The organism is Tychonema sp. LEGE 07196 (genome assembly GCF_963890365.1).
Classification (GTDB): Bacteria; Cyanobacteriota; Cyanobacteriia; order Cyanobacteriales; family Microcoleaceae; genus Microcoleus.
In genome coordinates, this window is sequence record NZ_CAWPRX010000079.1 from 1 (window position 1) to 12,485 (window position 12,485).

Below are 12,485 nucleotides of genomic sequence, written 5' to 3' on the forward strand. Positions count from 1 at the left end.
ACAGAAGAGCACCATTCTCAACAAGCTCTTAAAAACCGGGTTTCTGAACGAGAGATATAGGTGGTGATGCTAAATTTGCGGTCAGAAACCCGGTTTTTGCCACAGGTGCTCTTCTATCAGTTCAAACTGAGATATTGCAGCAATGTCAACAAGAGGATTTTTCGTGGGGGAGGGCGGGTTTCTTTAACCTGTCTTCAAGCTTTGAGGCTGTTAACGAACCCGCCCCTACAGATTGTTGAGAATGGTGCAAGATATGAGTTCAAACCGTTAAAATTGGTAAAAACCCGGTTTCTTTATTTGAGCGCAAGTTCCGAAATTGGTTTGTAGCAAGCACTTAAACTGGCTCTGGCAAGTCCTCGGAAAATCCCAAATATTAAAAATAATCAAAATTCCGCCTATAAAAGTTGAACAACTGGAAAAATAGCAAGAGCTACGCTAGAGTTTTGACAAAAAACAATTATGAAAAAAGCGTTAATTTGTGGTATATCCGGTCAAGATGGAGCTTATTTAGCGAAACTGCTTTTGGAGAAAGGTTATGAAGTTTGTGGCACCTCTAGGGATGCCCAAATGTCGAGTTTCCGAAACCTTGCCAGTTTAGGAATCCGAGACAGAGTAAAACTAGAATCCATGTCTCTCAACGATTTTCGCAGTGTCTTGCAAGTCCTAGCAAAAATTGGGCCCGACGAAGTGTACAATCTAGCAGGTCAAAGTTCCGTCGGTCTGTCTTTTGAGCAACCCGTAGAAACTCTCGAAAGCATTGCTACAGGCACGTTAAATCTGTTAGAAGCAATCCGGTTTACCGGTGGCAAAATTAAACTTTACAATGCCAGTTCCAGCGAATGTTTTGGGGATACCGGAGGCATTGCAGCGGATGAAAATACGCCCTTTCGCCCCAGAAGTCCCTACGCGGTGGCGAAAGCAACAGCATTTTGGGAAGTAGCGAATTATCGGGAAGCGTACAATTTGTTTGCGTGTTCTGGTATTCTGTTCAATCACGAGTCGCCGCTGCGGCCGGAGAGGTTCGTCACCCAAAAGATTGTATCTGTGGTGTGCCGAATTGCGGCAGGCAGTTCCGAAAAACTGCATTTGGGAAATATTTCGGTGCAGCGGGATTGGGGTTGGGCTCCGGAATATGTGGAGGCGATGTATTTGATGTTGCAGCAGGATGAACCGGACGATTATGTAATTGCTACTGGTGCCAGTTATCCTTTGGAGGAGTTTGTGCAGACAGCGTTTGTGGCGGCGGGTTTGGATTGGCAGGAACATTTGGTAACGGATGCGAGTCTCTACAGACCGACGGAGATTGCTGTTGGGAGGGGAAATCCGGGCAAGGCGAAAGAAAAATTGGGGTGGGAGGCGAAGTATCAGATGCCCGATGTGGTGCGGATGATGGTGGAAGCGAGGCAGATTTGAGGTAAATTTATGGGGTGAAAATATGGCAGCAGAATATGCGACAGCTAAGGAGTGGTATAAGGCTAATCGCCATGAGTTGAAAAAATATCGGGGTCAGTGGATAGCTTATACTAACGAAGGTGTGATTAGTGGCGATCGGGATTATCGAAAGATGAAGGACGGGATTCCGGCTGATACACCTACTGTATTTACTCTGGGGAAGTATATAGCAATCCTTTGTGTGATTATCAATTTATTATAACAAGTACAAGAGGAATATCAGTAAAATGCAAATCAGCGAATTAGTTGAACTAAAAAAGTCAATTCACGAAGAAAGTTGGAAGCCTGCCTACAAATTCATACCAGAGCTGATACAGAAATTCAATTTAAAAGTAGGTGCAGAGATCGGTGTGGCGTTTGGAGGTCATTCAGAAGCTATACTCAGCAATACAAATCTTGAACTACTGTACGGGATTGACAGCTATCAACACTGTGACTCTTACGACGACCCCATGAACCTCCCCCAGGCAGATTTTGACATACTCTGTGAAACAACGAAAAATCGCCTAGCTGTCTTTGGAGATAGATTTAGGCTGATTCGTTCAAATTCACAGCAGGCTATTGGGCAAATTGATGGCTTGCTTGATTTTGTCTACATAGATGCAGAGCATTCCTACCAAGGGGTTTGGCAAGACCTCTGCACTTGGTATAGCAAAATTAGAGTAGGGGGTTTAATTAGCGGTCATGATTATGGACACATTGCTTTTCCAGGCGTCAAACAAGCTATTGATGAGTTTTTCAGAAGATTAGACTGGCAAGTTCACCTTGAGGGCGAGGGAGTTTGGTGGGTAGAAAAGCAACCCACGAATATTAGCTTTTTTATCCCTGCTTATAACTGCGAACAGACTATCGAAGAGTCGGTTGACTCGATTTTAAATGGAAATTTTGAACAAGGGGATGAGTTAATTATTGTTAATGACTGCTCTGCGGATAATACAACAGGTATACTGGAATGCCTCAAAATCAAGTATCCATTTATCAATATTTTCCGCCACGAAACTAACAAAGGGGGCGGAGCAGCGAGAAATACCGCTGTCCAAAATGCCAGCCATCCTTTGCTGTTCTGCTTAGATTCAGATAATATTTTAGTTCCAGGAAGCATCCAAAAATTAAAAGAATTTTTGGTTAATTCCGGTGCAGATGTCGCTGCCTTCCAAGAAATTCATTTCTTTGAAGGACGCAAGCAAAATATTATTAATAAATGGATTTATCAAGACCAAATTACTTTAGCGGACTTTTTCTCTCGGCACGATGTGCCGGGAGCGAGTGGCAACTATCTGTTTACCAAAGAAAGCTGGGTGAGAGGGGGAGGTTATTCTGAGTCTTCTGGTGCGTTAGACACTCACACCTTTGGTTTCCGGCAGTTAGCGACGGGTTCTAAAATGTTGACGCTCCCGAATACTTATTATTGCCACAGACAAGGCATTGAATCTTATTTGGTGAGATTTTCAAGAAGTAATAATTGGTCGTTAATATTGGCAGACAGCATCACTCCTTTTGCTCATCTGATTGCTGAGGCAGATTGGCAGTATATGTGCGGTGAAGGTAAAGATAATTGGTACGGAAATATTACTCAACGTCCTATTTCTTTAAGGACTGGAATAGAGAGTATGCAAGCAGTAGAGGCACAGCCAAAAATAGTAGAGCCGCAACCGATTATTATACCGTACTGGATTGAAGACCATATTAGTTCAACGAGTTCTCACCTGTTGCCTGGAGAAAGCCAAGTAGTTGCCCAATACATTAAAGCAGGGGATATCATTTTAGATTTGGGGGCTAATATCGGTGAATGGGCGAAAGAGGTTTTGACAAGACACGAAGATGTAGCAGAAATGCACATTTTTGAACCTTTGGCTCACGTCCATAAAAATTTGCTAGACAGCTTAAGGGGAGAAAATAATGTAAAAATCCTAGCCCAAAATATGGCTGCTGGCAGTCGAGAAGAAATTAAGACTTTTTATCAGTACGACGACCATTCCACCTTGGGTACATTTGATCGTAGTTGTTGGATTGAGAGTCAAGGTTGGATTCAACCTCCCCAAGGGTGTACTGTTTTCACTACAACTGTTGATCGTTACTGTCAGCGTTTGGGTATCAAGCGGATTAATTTTCTAAAAATTGATGTTGAAGGCTCAGAATTAGATGTATTGTATGGTGCAAGCGAGTTACTGAAATATGGCAAAATCGATTACATTCAATTTGAATACGGTACAACTTATCGCGAGGCAAATATCACTTTAAAAGAAGTGTGTGAGTATCTGCAAAAGTATCGGTACTCGATTTTTAAGATTTTGCCACAGGGCTTAGAATACAGACCTAATTTTCAGCCAGAATATGAAGTTTTTGAAGGGAGCAACTTCTTAGCAGTCAACGAGCGCTTCCGAGCTAATGTGTTGGGAGAACCTCCTAGACTTTTAGACGTACCGCAACTTTGTGCTCAGCATTCTGTCACTCCCAAAGGAATTATTCACGTCGGTGCCCACGAAGGGTCTGAAATCGGATATTACCAAGCAATGGGAGCGCAAAAAATACTGTTTGTAGAAGCTAATCCTGCTGTATTTGAACGCTTGCAAGCTAATTTAGCGGGATACCCGAACGCGCAAGCTGTGAATTGCGCGATTAGCGATCGCAATGGTACTACTAATTTGCACGTTACTTCCTACGATCAAAGCAGTTCAATTTTGCCACTGAAGCATCATCAGGATATCTATCCCGATATCGTGGAAACACATCAAGTAACTGTGCCTTCAAAAACTCTGGATACGCTGCTGCAAGAATTGGAATTAAACCCGGCTGACTTTAATATCTTAAACATCGATATTCAAGGTGCGGAACTTTTGGCTTTGCAAGGAGCAACCAATTGGCTGCAATATGTAGATGCGATTAATACAGAAGTTAATTACGAAGAACTCTATGAAGGTTGCGCGATCGTTCACGATTTAGATGAGTTTTTAGACAGGCATGGTTTTGAGCGGGTAGCTACCACAACTCCTCACCCATCTTGGGGCGATGGTTTCTATGTGAAAAAGCCGCTCGTTACTATGTCTATCCTTAGTAGGGCGCGGTTTGGCAATCAAATATTTTTGTATGCGATGCTGAAAATTCACGAACAACAGCAAAATGTTCGGGTGGAGACATCAGCATGGATCGGACAATATTTGTTCGGACACAGTGAGCCACCTATTTCTAAAAGCTTGCCTGTTGTTCACGATTCGGGATTGGGCATTATTAATGCAGAAGCACCTTTTAGAAATGTAGAATTTGGCGGACCAACTTATCAGATACCCACTAAATATTACGCGCAGCACAAAGAGTTATTTCGATCGCTCTTCCAACCAATGCCAGAAGTAGAAGCGAAGGTAGCAGCAGCAGTCAGCAGCCTCCGACAACGCGGAAAAACTATTGTTGGCTTGCATTTGCGGCGTGGCGATTACTGGGGGCCTTATGCCGAATTTATGTTTATTGCTCCCAATAGTTGCTACAAAAAATGGTTGCAGGGGTTGTGGGAAACTTTGGAAGAGCCGGTACTGTTTATTGCCAGCGATGAACTTGAAGAGGTTGTAGATGATTTTGCAGATTATCACCCGGTAACTGTCAAAGATTTGGGTGTAGAAATGCCAGAGGCTCCTTTCTATCCAGACTTTTATATATTGAGCCAGTGCGATGTTTTGGCTATTTCAAACAGTACCTTTTCTGTTGCAGCATCAATGCTAAATGAACGGTGTAAATTTTTCTTCCGCCCTCACTTGCCGTCGAAAACATTAATTCCTTTCGATCCGTGGGATAGCGAACCGCTATACTGGCACGGCTCTGGAACTTGGGAAGAAGATGAAAGTGGGTACGGTTTAGTGACAACTAATCAATCTTTAGAAAAGGAATCAAATCCCCTGCGACTGAAAATTGCGGCTGTTGTGGATGTTGCACCGGCTTACCCTGAAGCTTTGGAATGGCTGCAGGCATTTAATATAGATTCGCCTGCGATCGGTAAAGTAGATAACAGTGAAATTTTGATGTCTGGTTGGGTGTTGGGCAAGAGCGATCGAGCTGTGGCAGTTGAGTTTATTTATAATGGCGAAACTGTCTGTACAACCCCCGTTGGCGGGTATCGATCGGATGTAGCCAGTGCTTTTCCAGGAGTACCGCTAGCAGGACGTAGCGCTTACAAAGCTAAGCTGGAAATTTCAGGAAAGCAGCCGGAATCTGATGTGCTAATCCAAGCAATTTTAGCTGATGAAACTTGCGTGAAGTTAGGATTAGTTCGATTGCAGGAAGTTGTATATCAGTTCCCTCTAGGCAATCAAAAACAAAAGTACCGGATGAAATGGTTTTTTGCAATTAATGAAGCGAGTCCTGGTTTTGATATTTATTCGCAAATGATTAAAGTAGCAGTTTATACTGCTCTGCAAAATACATCGCTAGAACCATATTGCATTTATGACGGCGAAGATAATGAATTGACAGATTGGTTGCAAAAAAATGGTGTTAAGATTATCTACCACAGAACACCTCACTATGAAAAACTACAAACTCAACATCCCTTATATTCGACCGTAGCTTTCGGTGCATTTTTGAGAATTGAAATTCCCAAAATTGTAGAAATTTATGAAATACCGGATGAGTATGTTTTCTATACTGACTGCGATGTCATGTTTTTTGATGATGTGGTTGACTATTTGCAGGGTATAACCTGTGAATATTTTGCGGCAACGCCCGAACACGATCCCAACAACTGGGAACACTTGAATAGCGGTGTGCTGTACATGAATGTCAAAAATCTTCAAAAGATACAGAAAGAATTTGATGATTTTATTGACAAAAACTTGGATCAGATATTACAGCTAGCTTATGACCAAGGAGCCTATAACTTATTTTTCAAAGATAAGTGGGATAGATTGGATATCCAGCTAAATTGGAAATCCTACTGGGATTTTAGCTATGAAGCAAAAATTATCCATTTTCATGGGCCAAAACCCACTCAAGCAGAAGAGATAAGGAGTAAAACAGCACCTGCGAGTTCTATGCTGTTTGCTAATGGTTTTTATTGGCTAAACACGGAAATTTGGCAATTCACTTACGAAAAAATTGAAGAGCTAGATGCAGGAATTTTGGTCAAAACAGCAGAAGGCGAACAGTTCGATCCTCAGTTAGAGGAGGCTCGCGAAGAATTGGCGCAATTTCAAACAAAACTGGAACAAAATCCAGGGGGATTTGAGCAATTTACAACTAGGCTGGAACAAGTTCAAGAAGAACTCCAACCAATTAAACAAGAACTTGAAAGCCGGCGGCTTCAATACCAAAAAACTCAGGAAGAACTCGAACAAACTAAGTCTCAGCTAATTGAAGTTCAGACTCAACTGCAAGAGATGGAGAGTGCTGTGGCTCCGTTAACTCAACTGGCAGAGTTGTATTTAGCTCAAGGAAAGTTAGAAGATGCGATCGCAGTTTGCGAGCAAGTCTTAAAGATTAACCCCAAGTTTGTTCCGGTCTACAAGACTTTGGGGAATGTTTTGCAAGCTCAGGGTAAACTGGATGAGGCAAGGAATTGGTATATTCGCGCTCTGGAAATTCAACCTGATTTTTCTGAAGCTTTGGCAAACCTGGGGACTATTCACGCACAGCAGCAACAATGGCAAGAGGCGATCGCAGCTTACCAAAAAGCGATCGCGATTCAACCGAATTTTGCTGGTGTTTACCGGAACTTGGCTAAGGTTTTTTCGCAAATTGGCAAGCCAGATGAAGCTGTCGAGTGTTGTTATGCAGCCGTGATTTTGGAGCCCAAAACAACGGCAGAGGAATACTTTAACCTTGGCAATACTCTGTTAGAGCAAGGGAAACAGGAGCGGGCGATCGTATGTTACCGCAGGGCGGTTTATTTAAACCCAAATTTGTCTGAGGCTCATGACAAGTTAAGTGAAGTTATGTCTGTTGTTGGGGAGTAGGGTGAAGCGATCGCTTATTATCAAAAAGCGATCGAACTTCCAGCACCAATCTAGAACTCACCGCCTCATCGCTACTAAAGCAAAGCACGGCCCGTGAGGAGTGTGAGGCTGATCGAAGTTGATGCGGATGTCGGTCAACCCAAAATAGGTCAAACATGACATGATATCTTCACGGCTCATCCAGTTACTAAATCGACTGCTGCCACCGCAGAAACCAGCAGCTTTTACTTCACCTTTGTATTCCCCATATTCCTGACGGTAAAGCATATGTTTAAAGCCTTGATACTCAGCAGCAGTCTTCTCGGCAAATCTTGGGGAAAGGTAAGGAGTGCTGCGGATTATATTCTCGTCATAGTAGTGAGTCCATATAAAAACTCGGTCTGAAACTTGAGCAATCAAGCCGATCAGCTCAGCAGGGTTTGTCATGTGGTACAGTATGCCGCTGGCGAAGCAAGTATCAAATTTGCCTGGATTTGACCGCAGGTATTCTACACAATCACCGCAAAGAAAGTGAGAATTGTGAAGTCCCACAACTTCTTTAACAATTAGACATTTTAGATAAGCGCGAGTGCTGGCCTCAACTGCTGTAATCGATGCTGCTCCCAGTTATCTCTAGCATATAGGTGTGTCCCGCTTCTAGTGGCCCTAGTTCCAGGATATTCTTGCCTTTAATTTCCCCTAATTGCTCAACAGCCCAGGTGATGCGAGCATCATCAAACAGTCCGCTTTGTCCTGCATTTAGTAATGACAAATCCCCTGGCAACTTAGATGCCCATTCACCTTGAAAAATATCCAGCGCATTCTGTACGCTAGGGGCGGACTTAACATAATAATCAATGATTTCCATAAGCTTAGTGTTATTTTTAAACGTGCAATATTTTTCGGAAAATACAAATAAATTCACCACAATTTTCTTGAAATAGTTCTACTTCCAAACCTACTGATAGATTTTGCTGAAAGTATTGAATTAATTCAGAGAAAGTCTCTGGTGTCCAGACGTGGAAGTGAATGCTGTAATCCATGTCAAGTAAAGCCTGTACGCGAGACGATATCTGCGGTTCAGGAAATTTGTCAACTAGCCTGACATACTCTTCATAATGAGGCAATCTTGACCATTCCGGCCCTTCTTTGTAGTCTCGAATTAGGTGGTCGAGGGTGGTCACGGGCCGATCGCGATCGAATATATAGCGTTTGTCCGGCACGCCCATGTACACGATTCCTCCGGGTTTGACAACTCTCAAAAAGTTTTCCAAAGCGCCGATCGGATTTTGACAGTGTTCTATCATGTGATTGGCAATGACAAAATCCCAGGAGTTGTCTGGTGTACCTGCAAGTGTTTCACCGTCATCTATAATATCAACCTCTGCGAGATTGACCCCAGCTAGCTCCGGGTAGTGCCTCCTTAATTCTTCTACTGGCATCCGATCTATGTAATGAACTTTAACGCCAGCAGGAACTTCTAGAGGGGCATTCAGCGGGCCCACCTCAATTCCCTCACCTTTTAAGTATTGAGAAGCTATTTCTCTTCTTTTTGCGTACAGATCCATAATTTATTATCTTGTCTTGCGAGTTGAGATGTGACTCCTCATTACAGGGGTAGAGCCCGATCGACCTTTCTAGTTTACCCGATCGCGCGTATTGGTCGATCGCTTGAGGGCGATCGCGTGGGTGGGGCCGATTGCCCTTTCTAGTTTACCCGATCGCGCGTGTTGGTCGAGCGCGGGGGTAGGGGTGATCGAAGTTGCCACAGGTGAACTATGCCGTCACTCTACCGCGACATGACTCTTGTTCGATACCTAGCAACACTTCAGAAAGAAGGTTTTCTCTTGGAATAGCAGTACCTAAGTTTATCACCAAGCATCCAGAATTTGTGTCTCAGGAAGTGATATGGTAAGCTTTTTTGCATCTAGATTGTATATGGCGATCGAGGGGAGAAAGAGAGAGACAAGAGGGGGAGAGGATTTGACGATTGTCAATCGATCAAAGAAGCATAGCAGAAATGTTCGGCATTACTGCATTACTGCAATCTTTAATCGCTAGAAACAATTGGTAGTCTCTATCAGTCTGTACCAAAATACGCCAGCCACCCTTGGCAGAAGCAATCGAGTTCATTGAATAGTATATAATAGGTGGGTATGATTGTGGTTGAACTAATTTCTGTTCACGTTCCCAAGACAGCAGGAACAACATTTTCTACTGTTTTAAACCAAGTTTATGGAGAAAAAAATATTTATCTCGACTATATGGGCTCCAGACCAGGAAAATATGGATTATCAAAACTTCCACCAGAAATTAGAGTTGTACACGGTCATTTTCTGCCATTTAAGTACGACCATTTATATCCTCAAGCCAAGAAAATAATTTGGGTGAGAAATCCAATATATTTGGTAATTTCTTTGTATTTTTATTGGTTGTATGTGCCTCTGGGTTCTGTAGAAAAACAGCAAAAAATAGTGAGAGATATCAAAAAAAAGACAATAGGATTGGATGATTTTGTAGAACGACCTGAAGCAAAAAATTTAATCAGCAAATACAGTGGAGGAAAAACACTAACAAATTTTGATTTTGTAGGGGTGCAAGAATTTATAGAGGAAGATTTGGCATATATGCAGACGATGTTGAAATGGCCCGATTTTAATTTTGCGAGCAATAATTCTAATCCCAATCCCAAATATAAACAGGATTTAGAAGAAGTGTTTGCTAACACAAAGCTGATTGAAAATATTATAAAAAACAATCAAGAAGATTTAGAAATTTATCAAGAAGCGTTGAGGTTGAGAGCAGAGCGCAGAAAAGAATTACTTTTGATTCAACCTATTAGAGTAGAATGGAATCGCTCGCAGTCTCGATTAAAAAAAGTATTAAAAGAAGTCAAACAACAGGCTGAAATTGAATTGGCACAAGCTAAGTCGGAATTGTGCATGGTGAAAGCTGAATTGTTTTTAGAAAAAAATCAGCTAGATGAGGCGCTGACTGCTTGCGAACAAGCCATAAAAATTAAGCCTGAATTTGCTTTGGCTTGCCTGACGATGGGGAATATTTGGAGCGCTAAGGGACAAGCCAACAAAGCAAAGAATTGCTACGATATGGCAGTGTCAATTCAACCAACTCTTGTGGAAGCACTCGAAAATCTGGGAAATATTTGCATGGAAGAGCAACTGTGGTCAGAGGCTATTACCTGCTATCAAAAACTACTGATCGTACAACCCAGTGTAGGGGGTGTTTATCGTAATTTAGCTACCGCTCTTTACAACGAAAACAAGCTAGAGGAATCTGCTAATTGTATGTATGTAGCATTAACACTGGACTCAGAAAAATCTACAGCATTAGATTACTTTAACTTGGGTAATAGCTTTTTAAATCAAAATCTGGTGGAAAGAGCAATAATCTGTTACCGTAGAGCTGTTTACTTAGATCCAAGTTTTTCTGAGGCTCATCGCATTTTAGGGGCAGTTATGACTTAAAATATAATTTTACGGTTTTCCTGAGTTGATGGCGAGCATAAAAATAAAAAAATCCGGTAGTGCGGGCATCTTGCCAGTATGAAGGAGACGCTTACAACCACAAATTCAGGAGATCCAATTTACTAGGTACAGAAACAGAGTTGAGATACAAAAAGTAAGAGGTTAATTATGACGGAATGGCAAAGAAGTTTCTTTTTTAAGGGTAAAGAACTAGGCTACAATCGGATTAGATATAATAATCCCACTGAGAGGTGTGTGGAAATTCCGCTCGCCTTTGATTTTTTGGCAAATCTCCAAAAGCGAGACCGCATCCTGGAAGTGGGAAACGTCTTGTCTTATTATGAAAACACGTTGAGTGACTCAGTTGGAATCTTTCGTAGAAAAATTGTAGACAAGTTTGAGCAGGATTTAGGCGTAGATAATGAAGATTTAATGGATCTGCTATCAACAGAAAAGTATGATGCGATACTTTCGATTTCTACTGTAGAACATATAGGGCAGTCAGTAGAACCTTCAGGCAGTTATGGCGAACGTACAGAGAAGCGGGATCTAGAAGCTCCACTCAAGGCTATCGCTAAAATATACGACTTACTGGATGTTGAGGGCAAAGCTTTCATTACAGTTCCTTTTGGAACACTGACAGATGGAGATTGGCAAATTCAGTTCAGCGGACAATACTTAAGTCTGTTAACAAAATATGGAATTCCTAAAGAAGCAATATCCAGTCATTTTTTAAAGCTGATTGACAGACACCCTGTTTGGGAAAAAGCCCAGATGATGTGGACAGAAGCCGATGGTTTAGAGGTTAGCGATGCGGAGTACAACTATCCTTTACCTTATGCTAACGCGATCGCTGCGCTCGAGCTGACAAAGCTTTCAAACGACTTTCGCTTCAATTTAAATGTCGAGCCTACCCCTCTCTTTTACCATCGACCACATGATACTCGGAGACAATGGGAGGAATACAAGGTTCAACTACATCAAACCCAGGCAGAGTTAGAGCAGTCTCAAGCGCAACTGCATCAAGCTCAAGTAGAGTTGGAGCAGTCTCAAGCTCAAGGAAATCAAACTCAGGTAGAGTTGGAGCAGTCTCAAGCGCAACTGCATCAAGCTCAAGTAGAGTTGGAGCAGTATCAGTCTCAATTGCATCAGACTCAAAGAGAATTTGAGGAATCTCAGGCAGAATTGGCCAAATCTGAGTCTCGATTGCAGCGAACTCAGACAGAATTTGAGCAGTCTCAGTCTCAATTGCATCAGACTCAAAGGGAATTTGAGCAGTCTCAGTCTCAATTGCAGCGAACTCAGACAGAATTTGAGCAGTCTCAGTCTCAATTACATCAGACTCAAAGGGAATTTGAGCAGTCTCAGTCTCAATTACATCAGACTCAAAGGGAATTTGAGCAGTCTCAGTCTCAATTACATCAGACTCAAAGGGAATTTGAGCAGTCTCAGTCTCAATTACATCAGACTCAGACAGAATTTGAGCAGTCTCAGTCTCAATTGCATCAGACTCAAAGGGAATTTGAGCAGTCTCAGTCTCAATTACATCAGACTCAAAGGGAATTTGAGCAGTCTCAGTCTCAATTACATCAGACTCAAAGGGAATTTGAGCAGTCTCAGTCTCAATTAC

8 protein-coding genes and 1 pseudogene are annotated in these 12,485 nt (G+C 42.2%); 5 read left to right on the forward strand and 4 right to left on the reverse strand.

The features are described from left to right. Window positions 1–459: 459 nt before the first annotated feature. From AACV78_RS10130 to AACV78_RS10140, 3 genes are read left to right on the forward strand one after another with little or no spacing between them, the layout of a single operon-like run. A complete protein-coding gene (locus tag AACV78_RS10130) occupies window positions 460–1,413 on the forward strand; it encodes a GDP-mannose 4,6-dehydratase (RefSeq protein ID WP_194012536.1) in 954 nt (317 codons plus the stop codon). 22 nt (window positions 1,414–1,435) lie between these two features. Next, a complete protein-coding gene (locus tag AACV78_RS10135) occupies window positions 1,436–1,654 on the forward strand; it encodes a DUF5678 domain-containing protein (protein WP_194012535.1) in 219 nt (72 codons plus the stop codon). Between the two features lie 25 nt (window positions 1,655–1,679). Further along, window positions 1,680–7,391 carry an FkbM family methyltransferase gene (locus AACV78_RS10140; protein WP_228042674.1) on the forward strand — a complete coding sequence of 1,904 codons (5,712 nt, stop codon included), beginning with the start codon at window positions 1,680–1,682 and terminating at the stop codon, window positions 7,389–7,391. 57 nt (window positions 7,392–7,448) lie between these two features. On the opposite strand, the gene AACV78_RS10145 is transcribed toward AACV78_RS10140, so the two are convergent. From AACV78_RS10145 to AACV78_RS10160, 4 genes are all read right to left on the reverse strand, one after another. Then, window positions 7,449–7,922, reverse strand: a complete 474-nt coding sequence (locus AACV78_RS10145) for a class I SAM-dependent methyltransferase (RefSeq protein WP_228042675.1) — start codon at window positions 7,920–7,922, stop codon at window positions 7,449–7,451. A 46-nt stretch (window positions 7,923–7,968) separates the two neighbouring features. Continuing rightward, entirely contained in the window at window positions 7,969–8,238 is a 270-nt protein-coding gene (locus AACV78_RS10150) for a hypothetical protein (protein WP_228042676.1), read from the reverse strand. A gap of 16 nt (window positions 8,239–8,254) precedes the next feature. Then, window positions 8,255–8,938, reverse strand: coding sequence for a methyltransferase domain-containing protein (locus AACV78_RS10155; protein WP_194012534.1), 684 nt, complete (start codon window positions 8,936–8,938; stop codon window positions 8,255–8,257). Between the two features lie 69 nt (window positions 8,939–9,007). Then, entirely contained in the window at window positions 9,008–9,139 is a 132-nt protein-coding gene (locus AACV78_RS10160) for a hypothetical protein (protein ID WP_255513038.1), read from the reverse strand. 393 nt (window positions 9,140–9,532) lie between these two features. On the opposite strand from AACV78_RS10160, the gene AACV78_RS10165 reads away from it, so the two are divergent. Beyond that, window positions 9,533–10,855, forward strand: coding sequence for a tetratricopeptide repeat protein (locus AACV78_RS10165; RefSeq protein WP_194012533.1), 1,323 nt, complete (start codon window positions 9,533–9,535; stop codon window positions 10,853–10,855). Between the two features lie 168 nt (window positions 10,856–11,023). Beyond that, a pseudogene (locus AACV78_RS10170) lies at window positions 11,024–12,485 on the forward strand (hypothetical protein); the annotation flags it as partial.

What these genes read in the sequence shown, in the direction of transcription:
- AACV78_RS10150 (WP_228042676.1), bottom strand. Translation starts at nt 8,238, where the DNA reads ATGGAAATCATTGATTATTATGTTAAGTCCGCCCCTAGCGTACAGAAT.
- AACV78_RS10140 (WP_228042674.1), top strand. Translation starts at nt 1,680, where the DNA reads ATGCAAATCAGCGAATTAGTTGAACTAAAAAAGTCAATTCACGAAGAA.
- AACV78_RS10155 (WP_194012534.1), bottom strand. Translation starts at nt 8,938, where the DNA reads ATGGATCTGTACGCAAAAAGAAGAGAAATAGCTTCTCAATACTTAAAA.
- AACV78_RS10135 (WP_194012535.1), top strand. Translation starts at nt 1,436, where the DNA reads ATGGCAGCAGAATATGCGACAGCTAAGGAGTGGTATAAGGCTAATCGC.
- AACV78_RS10130 (WP_194012536.1), top strand. Translation starts at nt 460, where the DNA reads ATGAAAAAAGCGTTAATTTGTGGTATATCCGGTCAAGATGGAGCTTAT.